Here is a 15731-nt window from a genome sequence, read left to right on the forward strand (position 1 = left end):
ATCCTATGCGTCTAAGGAGGGAGAACGTTTGAATATAGGGTTAATCGGTACAGGAAACATGGGTACCATACTTACTGAGGCATTTATTGAATCAAAAGCAGTCAATCCCTCATCCATCACCATTACAAATCGGACCATCGAAAAAGCGTTCAATATAAAAAAGAATCACCCAGAGGTCGAAGTGACGAAACAGCTTTCAGGAGCTGTAACAGATAAAGATTTCATCTTTGTTTGTGTCAAACCACTTGATATTTATCCGCTTTTAAAAGAACTGAGCCCACTTTTAAAAGAACAGCAAACCATTGTCATCATTACAAGTCCGGTTCATCCTGAACAGCTTCAAGACATTGTTCCTTGTCAAACAGCCAGACTGATCCCAAGCATCACCAACCGCGCGTTATCAGGCGCATCACTTTTAACATTTGGTTCATCATGCAATGTCACGACAAAAGCAGCACTCAGACAACTCGCTTGCCGCATTTCAACACCAATCGAAATTCATCATTCAATCACACGGGCAGCCTCAGATATTGTCAGCTGCGGTCCTGCCTTTATTAGCTTTCTTGTTCAGAAAATGATTGAAGCCGCTGTTGAAGAAACGGATATTTCAAAAGAAGAAGCCACCACCTTATCAGAAGATATGCTTGTAGGACTTGGCCGTTTGATTGAAAAAAGGGTGTATACCCTGCCTACACTGCAAGAGAAGGTGTGTGTAAAAGGCGGCGTCACCGGCGAGGGCATTAAAGCACTTGAAGCAGGTGTTCAAGATATGTTCCACCAACTTTTTCAGAACACTCACGACAAGTTCGATGAGGATGTAGAAGCGGTTGCGCATCAATACCCGCCGAGTGTGTTTACTGATGATCTCAGAAATTAAACATGTTCGCAACAAGCGAAAAAAGGGTTTTAAAAAACCATCGTCCATTAAACGATGGTTTTTGGTTTCTTCGCTGAAATAAAATACCTTTCGGCCAATTCCTGAGGTGCTTCATTTGTAAAATCAGCGGTCACTTCAATCTGTTCAAAGCCAGCGGACTCAAGGAACGCTGCATATGTCTCAAAAGGAAACGTACGCTGTTCGTGCGTTTCATCATAACGCTCATACACGTCTCCGTCTTTTACAAAAAAGCTTAAATCATGAATGACCGAATATGGATGATCTCCTTGATCACTCTGCCAAATATAGCTGATCTCTTCATCTTGATCGGCATAAGTAGAGCCAGGAAATACCTCTTCCATTTTATAAGGGGTATGAACATCAAACAATAAAACCCCACCTGCTTCTAAAAGCTGAAACATGTTTTTAAAGGTTTTTTTGACGTCATTTTCGTTTTTTAGATAATTCAAAGAATCACAGCAAATAACCGCTGCTTGAAAAGTTTGTTCAAACCCCTCAAGCTCTCTCATATCTTGATGTAAAAATTGAATAGACTGCTTATGAGCCTGTGCTTTTTGCTGCGCAAATGCCAGCATCTCTTCACTTAGATCAATTCCTGTGACCATGTGGCCTTTTGCAGCTAACCGAAGAGAGATCTCTCCAGTTCCACAACCTACATCGATAATCGCACTATTTGGCTTGATATACCGCTGTATCCACTGAACCCATTCATCATAAGGGGCATGTGTCATGAGCTCATCATACACACCTGCAAACCCTTGATAAATCATGAGTTAATGCCAAGCGAAAGCGTTTCTCTCGGCGCATCTCCCCAAAGCTTCTCTAAGTTATAGTATCCTCTTTCCTCTTTGTGGAACACATGAGCAATGACATCTCCTAGATCAATCAAGACCCATCTTGCTTCGTCAAAGCCCTCCATCTTTTTGACTTCGATGCCGCCTTCTTCTGCAAGGTGTTTTACTTCTCTTGCAATGGCCTGTACTTGTTTGTCAGAATTCCCGTGACAAATGAGAAAATAATCTGCAACAAGTGAGATCCCTTGCATATTCAGGGCAATAATATCCTCTGCCCGTTTATCATCGCACGCTCCAGCTGCGATGTTTAAAATTGATGATGCATCCATCAAAATTCCTCCTTAGTTGTTCTTTTGCACAAGTGAGTTATAAGTAGCAAGTGTATCTGGGAAAACTGGCTGATTCTTTTTCATTAAAAAGCTGACGGTGTTTTTTAAAGATTGAATCAAGGCAAGATCCAAATCCTGCTCTGCTAACTCTCTTACTTCCTCTACACCAGGAAAATGGCGTCCTGGCTCTATATAGTCGGCGACATAAATAACTTTTTCAAGCAATGTCATGTTCGGTCTGCCGGATGTATGGAATTCAATGGCTGTTAAAATATCTCGGTCGTCAATTCCAACTTCTTTTTTGACCAAATAGGCACCAACTGGGGCATGCCAAAGCTCAGGTGAATATTTAAGCAATAGAGGGTTCATCTGTTCTTGCTGGATGATGCCCTTCATTTCTTCTTTCGGTCTAAATTTAGCATAATCGTGGAAAATAGCCGCGACCTCTGCTTTTTTCACATCTACACCAAAACGTTCAGCTAATGAAATGGCCGTCTCCATGACCCCAATTGTATGTGTATATCTATGCTCTGTTAACTGCTGTTTGACACAGTTTAACGCTTCTTCACGATTCATATAAATGATGCTCCTTTATATAACACTCAACAGCTTTCGGAATCAAATAATCAACAGGTTTCCCCTGCTTCATTCGCTGCCTAATCAATGTCGATGATACATCAAAAGCCGGAACATCTGCAAACAAAAGAGGATACGCCGTACTTCCTTCATAACCTGGTCTTTTCATCCCAATAAAGGTGATCATCTGAAGCAAATCATCGATTCTGTGCCATTTCGGCAAATACTCGACCATGTCCGCTCCAATCATAAAAAAGAACTCATCTTCAGGATGGCGCTTCTTCAACAGCTCAACCGTATCTACTGTATAAGATGGGCCCTCCCGCTCCATTTCAATAAGCTCAACTCGAAAATGAGGATTTGACTGAATCGCTTTTTCCACCATTTTTACGCGGTGATGACTCTCTGCTCGTTTTCGGCCCGTTTTATGAGGGGGCTTGTGATTTGGGATAAACCAAATTTCATCAAGCCCTACTTGGAAACGCACCTCACTTGCCATCAGCAAATGCCCATTATGCGGGGGATCAAACGTACCGCCGAACAACCCTATTTTTTTCATATCATATCCACCTTTACGGCAGCTTAATTTGTTTATTTTCCTTTGATTCCTTATAAAGGACAATCACATTTCCGATCGTTTGAACGAGTTCAGCTTTTGCACCTTTTACAAGTGCTTTTGCAACCTCTGTTTTGTCCTCGTCGCAGTTTTGCAATACGCTGACTTTCAAAAGTTCTCTTGCTTCAAGCGCCTCGGAAATTTGCTTGACCATATTGTCATTTACCCCGCCTTTTCCAACTTGAAAAATAGGTGATAAATGATGTGCTTGCGCACGTAAAAAACGTTTTTGCTTACCTTTTAACATGGTGTTCCTCCTAATTTCTCTATGACAATTGACTTCATTTTTCGGGCGTCAGGTGTAATGCCCGTCCACAGTTCAAAGGCTCTTACCGCCTGACCAACAAACATGCCGACGCCATCGACCGTTTTCAAACCTAACCCGGCTGCTTCGCTTAGCAGCTTTGTTTCTATTGGATTATACACAATATCACAAACGACCGCTGTTTTTTTTGCGTTCGCTAAAGAAATTGGGGTTTCTTCAACATTCGGATACATACCAATCGAGGTCGTATGGATGATGACATCATATTCCCCAAGCCGCTCTTCTGCTGTATTTAATGCAATGGCACGAGATGTAATTTTCCCACCGGCACTTTCAATTAAAGCCTCAGCTTTTTCAATGGTACGATTCGTAATGTCAAAGCTTTTCGGTGCATACTCAGCAATTGTCATATAAATCGCTCTTGCCGCTCCGCCAGCACCAATCATGAGAAATGACAGCTCTGATAACGGCCGATCCAAGGCTTCAAGCAACGAATGAAGAAAACCCTCTCCATCTGTATTGTACCCAACGAGTTGACCATTTTCGAGGCGAACCGTATTGACGGCACGCAGGCGTTCAGCTGTCACATCAATTTTGTCGAGGTACTTCATGATTTCTACCTTGTGCGGAACAGTGACGTTAATGCCGCTGATTCCTAACGCTTTCATGCCGCTAATCGCATCTTTCAGGTCATCATTTTCTACTTGAAAGCCATGATAATGTCCATCAATTCCAGCATCCTTTAATGCTGCATTATGAATATCCGGAGACATTGAGTGGCCAACAGGGTTACCGATTACTCCGTATAAAGGTTTCAAGGTCTCTCCCCCTCTGAACATTTAAATTAACGAACGTCTCATAAACACGTGCACGCCTTTTGGCGCATACACTTTGATTTGTTTTCCAGCATCATTCGCAGTCACCCAGCCCAATCCTGAAAAGACAATGTCCATTTTTGGCTGATCTATGGTGAAAGTGTGCGGAACGAGCGGCGGGAAATCTTCCATCCCCTCTTTTGATGGCGGTGAAAGCAGCTCACCTGCATGCTTTTCATATAAGTCATCTGCATTCTCCATCTTCGTTCTGTGAATGTTGAGTTCATTTGGCATGTAGCAGACAAAGGATGTTCTGCCGCCTTTTACATAATCAAATCGTGCCAGTCCGCCAAAGTAAAGCGTTTGAGCTTCATTTAACTGGAACGTTCTCGGTTTCAATTCTTTTTTCGGCGTTAAAATCTTTAAGTCATTTTTGCCGACATAGTGCGCCATTTGATGGCGGTTGATGATACCCGGTGTATCGAATAAAGCAGACCCGTCATCAAGCGGGATTTCAATCGCATCAAGTGTTGTCCCTGGGTATTGGGATGTGGTGATCACATTCTCTTCTCCAGACACCTCTTTGATAATGCGATTAATAAATGTTGATTTCCCAACATTTGTACAGCCGACAACATAGACATTTCTGCCCTCACGGTAATGATCAATTGCCTCCATGACCTCAGGCACACCTTGTCCTCTGCTCGCACTGATTAAAAACACATCGATCGGATTGAGCCCATTTTCTTTTGCTTCTCGCTTCATCCATTGAACAAGACGGTCTTTTTTCACGGATTTTGGTAAAATATCTACCTTGTTGCCGACAAGTAAAATGGGATTACCACCAACAATACGGCTCAGTCCATTAATCCAGCTTCCGTTAAAGTCAAAAATATCAACGACCTTGACGATCAGAGAATCAGTCTCGCCAATGCTGTGTAAAATATTTAAAAAGTCGTCTTCTGTTAAAGACACATCCTGAATTTCATTGTAGTTCTTTAACCTAAAACAGCGCTGACAGATCACATCTTCTTTCAATAGAGATGCTGCCGGCGCATATCCTAATTGATCTTTATCTTCCGTCTGAATGGCTACACCGCAGCCAATACAAACAACCTTTTCCATTATTACTCTTCCTCCCACTGAATGTGGCCCTTACGCTTTAAGGCTCCTAAAATTCTGCGTTCAATCTGCCTGTTAAACTTCGTGAAAAATCCGTCCGATGCCGCAACAGGTACAACCAAAATGGTATGGAAGCCATGCCTGTTTCCGCCAAGCACATCTGTCATAAGCTGATCGCCAATGACAACCACATCTTCTTTCTTCAATTGCATATCAGCGACGGCCTTATTAAAGGCTCTTCCCATCGGTTTTCTCGCTTTATAAATAAACGGGATATGAACCGGCTCAGAAAAAAGCTTGACCCTTTTTTCATTATTGTTCGATACAATCGTCACCTGTATCCCGTGATCTTTCATCTCTTGAAACCATTCAATTAAACGCGGGGTCGCACTTGGACGATCCCATTCTACTAGTGTGTTATCTAAATCCGTAATAATTCCTTTTACATTTCGTTCTTTTAGTTTTTGCGGCGAAATGTGGAAAATACTTTTCACAAATTCATCCGGTAAGAAATACTTCTTTAGCACAATTTGCACCCTTTCTTCCATTGGTTTTTCAGCGATTGTGTCGAATCAAATCACAATTTGTCTGTCTATCGAATACAACGAAAAAGTTTTCGACATATGATGAGGACCTTCAACAGGTGTGGATAATTTTACACACATTATCCACCTATATTTCATCACGCTTTCATTCAATTATAAACACTCTACCCACAAGTTATCCACTTAACCATGTGGATAACAGAACGATTGTTCTTGTTTCCCATTCATGGTAGATTAAAGGTACTTCAAAGACATTCGATCAACCTATGATGATATGTCTTTTCCTCAAGTTTTATGCCAACTTTTTCAGGGGAGGTGTTTTTCCCATCATATGGGTTTCTAGTATGAAAAAGCTGTCAGATGATTTACTTATAGAATCGTATTATAAAGCAAATGAAATGAACTTAAATCGCGACTTTATTGAATTAATTGAGACAGAAATGAAAAGACGTTCGCTCGGGCATATGCTCTCTGTTTCCTCTTAATTCCATATATCCAGGAACCATGCCTCCCGAGCACTCTCCTTTTTTAAACTCAGGTGACTGATATTATATCACTTGCGCTATAGGCTTACTACTATTTTCCGTAAAAAACACCCCTTCTGATCAAAGAAGAGGTGTCTTATTTGCAAGGCTGTTCATTCCAAAACCATAACCCTCCACCTACGACCAAAATGACGACAAGGAACACAACAAGAAAAGCGTAACCGATTCCTGCTCCTTGAGCTGGATAAGGTGAACACGCAGGGTAAGGATAAGGACATCCCCACATATCAGTTACCTCCTTCTAAGAAGATATACTGTTAGACTATGCTGGATGGATCGTCTTGTTTAGGCTGATGGCCTGCATTTAAAAATGTTTAATGACATCACGCTCTTTGATTTCGTTATAAATGATTCTTGCCCCTTTTGGTGTCATATGATTGCCAGAAGGGTCAATGAGGCCAGACTGAATCAAGGCGTTGTCACTATCTTCACCCGCTTCTCGGATGAACGCTTTCCAATTGTCGACAAGCGGCACTTGCTGTTTTTCAGCTACTTGTCTTGTGATGTCATTGTATGAGTTTTGCCAAGCTCTCGCCCCGCCTCTCTCAGCAAAATAAGATGACTTATATCTAGAGTAATAATACAAGCCCTTTTTGCCTCCTTCCACCACAGGCACGCACGTCATGAGGATCGGGGTAATTCCCTCTTTCCTACTTTCAGAAATGAAGTAGGATAAGTTTTCTTTAAATCGTTTTTTGGTCACACGGGGATGTTTCCCGTCTAGAATCGCCGCATCATTTGTACCGAACATGATGAGGACGTAAGTTGGTTTTTGTTTTAAAATATCCTGCTCAAAGCGCAGCTTCGCATCTTCCGTTGTCTGCCCGCCAATTCCGGCATTCTGTACCTTGATTTGGCCGCGCTCGACGTTTTTCATGAGATTCACCCATTTTTCAGATGTTGGATAATCTCGAAAATCCCAGTTCGATCCTCTTGTGTTACTGTCACCAAATGCAATCACACTTTCCTGCGCCTGCTTCGAGCACCCAGCCGCAACACATATCAGGATAAAAAGGAAAACAAATTTCTTCACAACATTCACCTCCAAAAGCCCTCTTCATATAGTAAACGACAAGACTTTTGGTTTCAATGAATGACTGTTTCTTATTGTAATTGAACCGGCAGATAATCTCTGTCATGGTGCAGTAGTTCGCTTACTTTCACAAACTCATAGCCCCTTTTCTTTAGTTCAGGTACGACTTGTTTCAGCGCTTCTACTGTCTGCTTACGATTTCCTCCGCCATCATGTAAAAGGATGATATCACCGCCCTGAATATTCTCAATAATACGGCTGGCAATTTTGTGTGCACCTGGCCTTGACCAGTCCTTCGGATCTTGCGTAAAGGACCACATTACGATATCGTATCCTTGCTTAGAAAGAATGCGGAATGATTTCATCGTCAAGCGCCCGCCCGGAGGACGAAATAATAAGGGTCCGCCAGGCTGGAGAGAAGCGATATGAGCCGCTGATTCTTTTAATTCTTGCTTGATTTCTTTCGATGACAAAAGGTCAAAATACGTATGGTTCATCGTGTGATTGCCAAGCTCATTTCCTTCGCTCACAATCCGCTCTGCGAGCAGGGGATATGCATGAATACGGCTCCCGATGACAAAAAAACTGGCATTCACTTCATGCTCTCTCAGTACATCTAGTATTTGATTTGTGTATACCGGATGAGGCCCATCATCAAAGGTTAACGCAATCTTTTTCCGTTCCTCTCTCATGTCCCAAAAGGCTCGTCCCGTTTTTTCTAGGTCGATTCTTTTTAATGTACGCGCCTCTATGTTATCAGGAACAAAAGCGCATAATACCAATATACATAACAAGATATGCAACCCTTTCATCAGACCGCCTCCACAGAACATCATTACACATTAAATTGCCCGCTTTCTGATGAATTCATTCAAGTATCGTGATCGTCTACGCTTCTTTTTCACATAAAAAAAGCCGGCCCATTAGGCCCGCTTTTTGTCTCACGTTTGGTTTCTCTCTTCAACTGTCGAACGTTGCTTAGAATTCATACAGACACTCTCCTTCTTGGATTTGATTTTGAGCCCATAACAATTTTTGATAATACTGGTTGGACTTCTGGTATTGTTGAGAGGCTTCTAAGGCTGTCGCAATTTCTAGTGAGATATCCTCTATATAAGAGTATAGGCTAAGTTTTTCCAAATAATCAATGGTTTTTTGCAGTTGTTCTTCATTGATTTCCTGAACATATAAAGCATCCAGATACTCAAACATATGACAGAACAGCTGGTCTTCATGCTTCTTTGCGGCCAATTTCCCATCCTCTAATATGCGCCTTGCTTCAGTCTGCTCATTTTGTCTAAAAAGCAGCTTTGCCAGTGTATAAAGTGTATGAGGCAGCGTGGGAAGCAGCTCTTTTTTGGCGAGGTCAGCCGATTCGGTTAAATATCGTTCTGCTTCTTCTCGATAACCTAACTCCCCATAACATTTCCCTAAATTATAGAGTGCTGAGCTATAAATGCGCGGGTGATCAATTACGGATGCGAGTTGTTTCGCCTTTTTCAAGTGAGGCAGTGCCCGATCTTTACGTTTTAAATCTTGATAATTTCCCGAGATGACAAAGAGGCACTGAATAATGCGAATGGAATATGCATCATGCTGATCGTATATTTCAAGCGCTTTTAAAATATGGTGCATGGAGACATGCGTTTGTTTCATTATATAGTAGGCTTCTGCTACTTTAAAATGAAACTCGGCCTGCTCAATATCATCAAATACCATAGACAGCTGTTTTTCTGCCATACGATAATATTTGACGGCCTCCAAATATTCTTTTTGACTAAACTCATGCATGCCACGAAAAAATGCATGGTAATAATGCAGCATATCAGATAACTCATGATTGGAATTTTCGATTTTATCGACAAGGTTAGATACTGAGAAAGGTTGATATTTTGAAGGGTGTATATAGTCGAGCATAATTTGGTGTCGAAAACACATGAGCTGATAATAAATCAGTAAATGCTGGTCCTCTTCCATACGTTCAATTTCCGCTTCTACTTCTGCTTTCAAGATTTCCGCATCTGGAACACTGAACTGCCGTATCATTCGATACCATTCATTAATTTTCATACCGACATGTGAAGAAAGAACCTTCCCCATGTTCCGAAAAAACCCCTTCCTTTTCGGTCTAATATTACATATTTTAGCACGCTTCTAGACCGCCAAGCACCGCAAAGAAACCGCAAACATATGAGATGTGCAGCAAAAACATACCCACAGAAGCACGTTTCTTTCAAATAAGATGATTTTTTCATCGTACAGACACAGACAATCCTTCCTTCACATACATTTGAGGATATAGGCAGCGGCCTAAACATGGTGGAGGTGAAAATCGTGGCAGGAGTATTTACAGCGATGGGATTGATGGTCAAAGAATTGGTGTTTTTAGTGTCCTATGTCAAAAACAATGCCTTTCCACAACCCCTTTCGGGAGATGATGAGAAAAAATACTTAGCCCTCATGGCAGAGGGCGATGAACACGCAAGAAACATGCTGATTGAACATAACCTTCGGCTCGTCGCCCATATTGTCAAGAAATTTGAAAATACCGGGGAAGACGCTGAAGACCTCATCTCCATCGGGACGATCGGACTCATTAAAGCCATCGAAAGCTATTCCTCTGGAAAAGGAACAAAGCTGGCAACATATGCTGCGCGGTGTATTGAAAATGAAATTGTAATTACAAAAGGGGGGTGCATACACCCCTCTTTAATAAGTTTCAATATATATGGTGTCAGAATCCACAACGGTAACTTCTTTCACGATAAAGTTAAGAATTGTTTTTTTATCTTCAAGAGTTAGGTTATCTGCACCGATTGCTATAAAATAGTCGATAGCTCTTTTAAAAGCATTTTCGCTTGAGCTTGTATCATCTAATACTTTCATTTTTGATTGAATTTCGTTACACTTTTCAGTAAGCTGGTTTTGCTTTTTTTGCAACTCAATAATTTGTGTTTTGATTTCATCAATATCTAAATCATCGTCATCGCATAGGCTGATTAGCGTTAAAAGACGCTTGCGGCCTTTTTTTGTTTTTTCTATCTCTTTTTGAATAAGTTCTAATTCATCAGACAGGTGATTTGATTGTTCAATCTCTTTAAAAGAAGCATACTTTTGGGGATTTGTGATGAATTTAAAAATTTCACCCCATACATGCCGATTCAATTTATTCTCCGACATTTCCTTTCCGCATCCGCGGTCCTTTGCTCCAGAATAATTTTTCCGACATGTATACACATAGTAGTCTTTACCGTGTGATTTTCTTTTCTTACCTGTCATGGTATTTCCGCATTTCCCACATCCAACCAAACCCGATAACAAGTAATTGTGAGGGCTGATACTCAAGTGTTTTCTTTTACTTTGCCCTAAGAGTTCTTGAGCATAGTCCCATTGTTCAGCTGGAACAATTGCTGGAATTGCCACAGTGATTTGCTCTTCTTCAGGTCTAATTTTAATTATAGATTTGTTTCCTGCTTGTTTTGAAACATAGGAACCCTCTGTATCATATTTATACTGTTTATGTTCACCCTTATAAGAAGAGTTCATTAATATCTGTCGAACAACCTGCCTGTGCCATACTCTGGCGCCTTTTTTTGTTTTAACCCCCATCTGGGTTAAATGTAGAGCAATACCATTTACCCTGCCAAAAAAAGGGCTCTTATGATCAGTGAAGTAGTTGAAAATCATCCGAATAATTTTTGCTTCTTCTTCAAATATCTCAAGAGTTCTTTTCTCTTTAACAAATTTATAGCCATATAGTTTGGAATCTTTAATGATCATGCCTTTTTTCATTTTTTGAAGTCGGCCGCTTGATGTTCGTTCTTTGATTTTGGCTTTTTCAAATTCTGAGATTGCTCCGCGCATTGCGAAAAATAATTGACCTTCTGGAGAATTGGCGTATTCTCCATTTACAAATATCAATGGTATATTTCGCTTTCGCAGTTCATCATCAATGATAAGCTGATTCATTAATTTCCGAGAAAGACGGTCTGGATCGTAGCAGATGACTTGACTTATTAGCCCTTTGCTTGCATCCTCCCTCAAGCGATTTAACGCCGGACGTTGTAAAAGCTCTCCAGAAAATCCTTCATCGGCATACTTCAGCACATCCCTAGTCCCTGCTTTCTTTATACAGGCCTCGATTTGGCTGTCAATGCTCGATCCCTTGATCGCTTGTTCCTCGGTCGATACCCTTACATATATTGCTATCACCCTGGATCTCCTTCCTATAAAGTTTTATTAAATAATGATAGCAATCGTTAACGCATTTATTAGCTTGAGGTCCCTCGATGATTACCACCTTCATTAAATGCATCACCCCTTGGGTAATGCTATGTAAAAGGTGTTTGTCCAAATGCTGAATTTAAAACACATTAGTTAATATTCTTGGAATGAGTTTAGATATTCTTTTGTTATTAGCTCGTAATTAATGGGCTGATTTGAAATAATTTCATCATATTTTTAACTTTATTAGGAGCGACAACAAATGAAAGTCAAATTCACCACGACCGGGTCTTGGAGTATAGGAAATTCTAGGTCAGACTATAGAGGAGATCTTTACTTAAATCAAAGCGAAGGACGAATTGTATTAAACATTCACATCCCCAATAAAAAATGCTCCTATGAGCTATTTTAACGATGATGCTAAAATAACTTTAATAGATTGTTCACGAATTTCAACAAAAAGCATAATTGGATCGGAAGAGATTTATGTACATCAAGCTAAGTTTATGCTACAAGGAGTAAATTTACGACTTATACAAACAAGAATTGTCAATCAGCCGCCATTTCTTAAACTTGATTCAAGCTCTAGAAACATAAGGATTTGTAGTGGAAGTTTCGGAGAATATAAAAAAAGAATTGAAAGAATTACATCAGATAAAAAGGATGACAAAGCTGATGCTATAGAATTTCTATTGGGGTTCAGTAAAAACTGGAACAATAAAAAGCAAGTCCCTTGAAGAAATAGAATAGCAGATTTTAATTTCTTTTTCTATACAGTTGAAATACATAGACTTGATTTCCCAAAAATAATTACATACACAAGAAATTATTACACCCATTATAACCTCAGTTTAGCGAATAAGGCTCTTAAAGATGGAGATTTGTTAAATGCGTATTATTTTCTCAAAAATATTCTAGAATTTTATTTACTGAAAGAACTCGGTTTTAATGAAGATTTTATACACAATCATATTAGAAAAAGAATAGAACCAATTAGAATTGGAATTGATACAAAAGCAACAAACAAAAATTAGATGTACTTTGTATAAATAGAGCAAAAACCACACCTACATAATTTGGTATGGTTTCCTAATGATGATATAGTATCAGTTAATGTAGTATATATTTGTTAAAAACTTATGTTTCTAAATAGAATTTCCGAATCAAAGATTTGTCAGTTTTGTTTAATTTAACACCCATGTGTACAGTTGAATTGACTTTAACATTCCTACTAACATTAAATAATCCTAAAGACAAACTTCTCTCTTTGTACAATTCCTCATATATTTTTATTTGTGGTGGCGAATTTAGAAATTCAATCATTTTCTGGGCTGTTAATTCTCCTTTATACACATCAAACTTTTCACTTTCTATGCTTATTGACGCTCCTTTCCCAAAGTAATCGAGTCTAGGTGGTGTTCTATTTACAAACATTGTAAATGAAGATTCATCTACAATATGCACACCATTTGTATACATAGGTCGTCCTATCATGGATGTTGTTAATAAAATTTTATGTATTTTTTTAGGTATGAAGCTATCTTTTAAATTTAACTGTTCTTTAACTAAATGCAAGTTGACTTCATAAAAGTCAGCTATTCGATTTATCTGAAAAGTTTCATTGTATAATTTGTTTAAATGGTTCGCATGTTGTCTTGTTGTAAAGGGTTGTACATGCGCCTTGCACTCTACGAAAAATAACTCATTATCTAAAACAAATGCTAAATCGCATTCATATTCTGTATTATCATCTCTTTTATAAAGCCTCGAACATTTTATATTGCTTAATTCTAGACCTTTTATAGTCCTTTCTTCGAAATTGGGACCTTTAAAGTCCATATTTAAATTTTCATTTAGAAAATTTGAAGCTAATGCTCTGGCAACATCGGCCTGAGATGTTAATGATGGTATAACTATAAGTTGATCGTTAACTTCAATAAATGGACAATCAATTAAATCTAAAGATTTTTTGTTAAATGTAAAATAGTTTATAATTTTTATTGAATTTTCTCGAGAAAACCCATTTTTCTCAAAAAATCTTTTCCAATTTTCTTTTGATTTACTAAGACAAACTTTATCTAAGTTTAATGTTGATAAGTGCTTTCTCCGTTTCAAATATTTTTTACTTTCATTTATTATTAATTGATATGCATAGATCCAATATTTAAGTTCTATTCCATCAATTTTGACATCTAGACGAGGTGAGCCAAAATATAAAACTGAAAACAAATGATTGAGATAGTTAGTAACCTCTGATAATTGTCTATCAAAATCATCTTTTTTTCCTAGGTACTTATTTTGTATTTCATTTATTTGATTCAATTGCCAACTCTCACGCAAATTAATAAATCGTTCATTAGAAATTAAATTATTTAACTCGAAGTCCTTATCAGATATTTCAAATAATGGTTTTCCATCTGCTTCTTTAGTTATTGTGACATCAGAGTACTTCCAGTACTCCAAAATATCATTTAACTGCTCCCACATTTGACTAAAGATTATATGTTTTTGAGAAGCTTTAATTATTTTCGGTGAAATGTTTCTTTTATATCCATTAAACTCATACTTCTGAAACATGAAGTATTTTAAAATCAGTCCTGTCGAACCAATAGTAGCCTCATATAGAGCTGTTTTCAATTCAAAGTCGTTAGTATTGGAAAAATCCACAAATTTGTTTTTGGTATTTTCTTTTGAATCAATTAAAATTTCATTAAGATATAGTTCTAAGGAGATTAAATATGAAACAACTTTATACTTTTCATCAATATTTTCAAATGTGTTAAAAAATTTAGTTCTTTCTTTTGCAAATTGATTAAAGAGGTTCTCAAATATTAAAATATTCTTTTTGATGTTATTGATTTTATAATGCTGGTCAGCGTTACAATAAGAAGCAATGTGTTCTATTGTACCTTCTAACAATTCCTTGTGACTCTTACTGTTAAATAAGTTTACAGATAAACCTGACGACTTTAATACTGTTAATGCTCCATCTACTCCCTTCATTTTCAAAGTATTATCAATAAACTCAATGAATTTCTTTTTCCCTTTTTTCACCTCATTTTCAGCTTTATAAAAATTAAACCTATCTAAATTTTTGAATAACATAATATAACTCCCTGTTCTACTTAGAATTTCAAAATATAACAAAGTTCAAAGTTGTTTTTAATAACACAATAATTATATAACAAAATTCTAATGAAATTTCAGTTAAATTTTAAACCAGAACGCAAGCAAAATTCACGTTTTTTAGCTTTAAAAGATGCCGTACTACTTAAAAGTAAAATACTCACATCTATGCCACTGCATTTTTCAATCTCGGCAACTGCTATCACAAAACGGACAACTTAAATAAGGCTCCACATTACATTGAACAAGCCTTGGTTCAATACAGAAAAATAAACTCTGACGTACTTCCGCAAGCTTACCATCACCTAGCGTTGATTTATTATAAACAAGATAAAAAACAACAAGCAAAGGATTGCTTCCGCAAAGGAATCAGAAGTGCTGTAGATTTTAAAGACGAACTTTTTATGAACTTATTTGAAGCATTAAACGTTCTTTAAATAAGAAATGCGATACACCTAAAATTCTCAACATTTGTTCTCCTTTAGAGAACGACATAGGATACCCCATCTGAAATATATAGAATTTTTAGGAATAAACCTTTTTGATTATAATGGGAAAATAGAGGATAGTATTATCTGTTTCAAGAAGATGGTATTGCTCAAAAACAAATGGCGAAATGAAGGAAGCATCCCGGAATGTAACTCTAGCACCTACTCATAAATTCCTTGTTTGATTCGAAAAACAACATTAGTTCTATTTCCCTTTAGCCACATTTTATTCTTGAATCTATTAGAACCTTTTTTTGGTCTTCAAATTAAACAAATCAGAAACTGCTGAAAAAGTCCAACAAGGTCTAATTAGTATAGTGAATTTAAAACAATATTGTCTAATAAATCATCTATT

Annotated in this window: 19 protein-coding genes and 3 pseudogenes; 7 read left to right on the forward strand and 15 right to left on the reverse strand. The window is 38.1% G+C overall.

All coding sequences use genetic code 11. The features are described from left to right. The first annotated feature begins 28 nt into the window (after positions 1 to 28). The gene (comER, locus tag MHI41_RS11860) at positions 29 to 877 is read left to right on the forward strand and encodes a late competence protein ComER (RefSeq protein ID WP_039964044.1); all 849 of its coding nucleotides are present in this window, start codon (positions 29 to 31) and stop codon (positions 875 to 877) included. A 47-nt stretch (positions 878 to 924) separates the two neighbouring features. Here comER and MHI41_RS11865 read toward each other — a convergent pair whose 3' ends face one another. The 8 genes from MHI41_RS11865 to MHI41_RS11900 are packed head-to-tail and all read right to left on the reverse strand — an operon-like array spanning position 925 to position 5942. Next, on the reverse strand, positions 925 to 1668 hold the full coding sequence (locus MHI41_RS11865; protein ID WP_017367636.1) for a class I SAM-dependent methyltransferase: 744 nt from the start codon (positions 1666 to 1668) through the stop codon (positions 925 to 927). Then, the gene (gene rsfS / locus MHI41_RS11870; RefSeq protein ID WP_008342502.1) at positions 1665 to 2021 is read right to left on the reverse strand and encodes a ribosome silencing factor; all 357 of its coding nucleotides are present in this window, start codon (positions 2019 to 2021) and stop codon (positions 1665 to 1667) included. The genes MHI41_RS11865 and rsfS overlap by 4 nt, the downstream gene beginning before the upstream one ends. 12 nt (positions 2022 to 2033) lie before the next feature. Beyond that, complete coding sequence (gene yqeK, locus MHI41_RS11875; RefSeq protein ID WP_017367637.1) at positions 2034 to 2597, reverse strand: bis(5'-nucleosyl)-tetraphosphatase (symmetrical) YqeK; 564 nt, start codon at positions 2595 to 2597, stop codon at positions 2034 to 2036. Continuing rightward, positions 2587 to 3156: a nicotinate-nucleotide adenylyltransferase gene (locus MHI41_RS11880; protein WP_045034392.1), complete on the reverse strand. Its 570-nt coding sequence runs from the start codon at positions 3154 to 3156 to the stop codon at positions 2587 to 2589. The genes yqeK and MHI41_RS11880 overlap by 11 nt, the downstream gene beginning before the upstream one ends. A 13-nt stretch (positions 3157 to 3169) precedes the next feature. Further along, positions 3170 to 3460, reverse strand: a complete 291-nt coding sequence (gene yhbY / locus MHI41_RS11885; RefSeq protein WP_008342507.1) for a ribosome assembly RNA-binding protein YhbY — start codon at positions 3458 to 3460, stop codon at positions 3170 to 3172. After that, positions 3454 to 4296 (reverse strand): shikimate dehydrogenase, encoded by an 843-nt coding sequence (gene aroE / locus MHI41_RS11890; protein ID WP_342494206.1) that lies wholly within the window; start codon positions 4294 to 4296, stop codon positions 3454 to 3456. Before aroE ends, yhbY begins: the two co-directional genes overlap by 7 nt. Before the next feature lie 21 nt (positions 4297 to 4317). Next, the gene (yqeH, locus tag MHI41_RS11895) at positions 4318 to 5418 is read right to left on the reverse strand and encodes a ribosome biogenesis GTPase YqeH (protein ID WP_007501357.1); all 1101 of its coding nucleotides are present in this window, start codon (positions 5416 to 5418) and stop codon (positions 4318 to 4320) included. Between the two features lie 2 nt (positions 5419 to 5420). Further along, positions 5421 to 5942, reverse strand: a complete 522-nt coding sequence (locus MHI41_RS11900; protein ID WP_008356191.1) for a YqeG family HAD IIIA-type phosphatase — start codon at positions 5940 to 5942, stop codon at positions 5421 to 5423. A gap of 362 nt (positions 5943 to 6304) precedes the next feature. Here MHI41_RS11900 and MHI41_RS11905 point away from each other — a divergent pair, with 362 nt between their 5' ends. Beyond that, complete coding sequence (locus MHI41_RS11905) at positions 6305 to 6445, forward strand: sporulation histidine kinase inhibitor Sda (RefSeq protein ID WP_003217327.1); 141 nt, start codon at positions 6305 to 6307, stop codon at positions 6443 to 6445. A 136-nt stretch (positions 6446 to 6581) separates the two neighbouring features. Here MHI41_RS11905 and MHI41_RS11910 read toward each other — a convergent pair whose 3' ends face one another. From MHI41_RS11910 to MHI41_RS11925, 4 genes are all read right to left on the reverse strand, one after another. Further along, complete coding sequence (locus MHI41_RS11910; protein ID WP_003217499.1) at positions 6582 to 6731, reverse strand: hypothetical protein; 150 nt, start codon at positions 6729 to 6731, stop codon at positions 6582 to 6584. A 78-nt stretch (positions 6732 to 6809) separates the two neighbouring features. After that, a complete protein-coding gene (locus MHI41_RS11915) occupies positions 6810 to 7538 on the reverse strand; it encodes a GDSL-type esterase/lipase family protein (protein WP_224563799.1) in 729 nt (242 codons plus the stop codon). A 71-nt stretch (positions 7539 to 7609) separates the two neighbouring features. Then, positions 7610 to 8350 carry a polysaccharide deacetylase family protein gene (locus MHI41_RS11920; RefSeq protein WP_322535879.1) on the reverse strand — a complete coding sequence of 247 codons (741 nt, stop codon included), beginning with the start codon at positions 8348 to 8350 and terminating at the stop codon, positions 7610 to 7612. Positions 8351 to 8516: 166 nt separating this feature from the next. Next, on the reverse strand, positions 8517 to 9638 hold the full coding sequence (locus tag MHI41_RS11925) for a tetratricopeptide repeat protein (protein WP_058214208.1): 1122 nt from the start codon (positions 9636 to 9638) through the stop codon (positions 8517 to 8519). A 390-nt stretch (positions 9639 to 10028) separates the two neighbouring features. Between MHI41_RS11925 and MHI41_RS11930 the strand changes: the two genes are divergently transcribed. Continuing rightward, positions 10029 to 10340 carry a sigma-70 family RNA polymerase sigma factor gene (locus MHI41_RS11930; protein ID WP_342494765.1) on the forward strand — a complete coding sequence of 104 codons (312 nt, stop codon included), beginning with the start codon at positions 10029 to 10031 and terminating at the stop codon, positions 10338 to 10340. Here MHI41_RS11930 and spoIVCA read toward each other — a convergent pair. Next, positions 10248 to 11708: a site-specific DNA recombinase SpoIVCA gene (spoIVCA, locus tag MHI41_RS11935; RefSeq protein ID WP_342494766.1), complete on the reverse strand. Its 1461-nt coding sequence runs from the start codon at positions 11706 to 11708 to the stop codon at positions 10248 to 10250. The genes MHI41_RS11930 and spoIVCA overlap by 93 nt on opposite strands. Next, positions 11666 to 11844, reverse strand: a pseudogene (locus MHI41_RS11940) (hypothetical protein). The gene spoIVCA and the pseudogene MHI41_RS11940 overlap by 43 nt, the downstream one beginning before the upstream one ends. 316 nt (positions 11845 to 12160) lie before the next feature. Between MHI41_RS11940 and MHI41_RS11945 the strand changes: the two are divergent. Then, complete coding sequence (locus MHI41_RS11945; protein WP_342494207.1) at positions 12161 to 12499, forward strand: hypothetical protein; 339 nt, start codon at positions 12161 to 12163, stop codon at positions 12497 to 12499. A 72-nt stretch (positions 12500 to 12571) separates the two neighbouring features. Further along, complete coding sequence (locus MHI41_RS11950; protein WP_342494767.1) at positions 12572 to 12796, forward strand: HEPN domain-containing protein; 225 nt, start codon at positions 12572 to 12574, stop codon at positions 12794 to 12796. Positions 12797 to 12899: 103 nt separating this feature from the next. On the opposite strand, the gene MHI41_RS11955 is transcribed toward MHI41_RS11950, so the two are convergent. Continuing rightward, positions 12900 to 14867: a hypothetical protein gene (locus tag MHI41_RS11955; protein WP_342494208.1), complete on the reverse strand. Its 1968-nt coding sequence runs from the start codon at positions 14865 to 14867 to the stop codon at positions 12900 to 12902. Between the two features lie 144 nt (positions 14868 to 15011). Between MHI41_RS11955 and MHI41_RS11960 the strand changes: the two are divergent. Further along, positions 15012 to 15482 (forward strand): annotated as a pseudogene (locus MHI41_RS11960) (tetratricopeptide repeat protein); the annotation flags it as partial. Continuing rightward, positions 15478 to 15561, forward strand: a pseudogene (locus MHI41_RS11965) (hypothetical protein); the annotation flags it as partial. The pseudogenes MHI41_RS11960 and MHI41_RS11965, both read left to right, overlap by 5 nt. Positions 15562 to 15731: the final 170 nt, after the last annotated feature.

The sequence above is a fragment of the Bacillus sp. FSL M7-0307 genome (assembly GCF_038627835.1).
GTDB lineage: Bacteria > Bacillota > Bacilli > Bacillales > Bacillaceae > Bacillus > Bacillus altitudinis.

Excerpts from the sequence above, each read along its gene's own strand:
- MHI41_RS11865 (WP_017367636.1), bottom strand. The coding sequence starts at position 1,668 with ATGATTTATCAAGGGTTTGCAGGTGTGTATGATGAGCTCATGACACAT.
- rsfS (WP_008342502.1), bottom strand. The coding sequence starts at position 2,021 with ATGGATGCATCATCAATTTTAAACATCGCAGCTGGAGCGTGCGATGAT.
- yqeK (WP_017367637.1), bottom strand. The coding sequence starts at position 2,597 with ATGAATCGTGAAGAAGCGTTAAACTGTGTCAAACAGCAGTTAACAGAG.
- MHI41_RS11880 (WP_045034392.1), bottom strand. The coding sequence starts at position 3,156 with ATGAAAAAAATAGGGTTGTTCGGCGGTACGTTTGATCCCCCGCATAAT.
- yhbY (WP_008342507.1), bottom strand. The coding sequence starts at position 3,460 with ATGTTAAAAGGTAAGCAAAAACGTTTTTTACGTGCGCAAGCACATCAT.
- yqeH (WP_007501357.1), bottom strand. The coding sequence starts at position 5,418 with ATGGAAAAGGTTGTTTGTATTGGCTGCGGTGTAGCCATTCAGACGGAA.
- MHI41_RS11905 (WP_003217327.1), top strand. The coding sequence starts at position 6,305 with ATGAAAAAGCTGTCAGATGATTTACTTATAGAATCGTATTATAAAGCA.
- MHI41_RS11910 (WP_003217499.1), bottom strand. The coding sequence starts at position 6,731 with ATGTGGGGATGTCCTTATCCTTACCCTGCGTGTTCACCTTATCCAGCT.
- MHI41_RS11920 (WP_322535879.1), bottom strand. The coding sequence starts at position 8,350 with ATGAAAGGGTTGCATATCTTGTTATGTATATTGGTATTATGCGCTTTT.
- MHI41_RS11925 (WP_058214208.1), bottom strand. The coding sequence starts at position 9,638 with ATGGGGAAGGTTCTTTCTTCACATGTCGGTATGAAAATTAATGAATGG.
- MHI41_RS11930 (WP_342494765.1), top strand. The coding sequence starts at position 10,029 with ATGCTGATTGAACATAACCTTCGGCTCGTCGCCCATATTGTCAAGAAA.
- MHI41_RS11945 (WP_342494207.1), top strand. The coding sequence starts at position 12,161 with ATGAGCTATTTTAACGATGATGCTAAAATAACTTTAATAGATTGTTCA.
- MHI41_RS11955 (WP_342494208.1), bottom strand. The coding sequence starts at position 14,867 with ATGTTATTCAAAAATTTAGATAGGTTTAATTTTTATAAAGCTGAAAAT.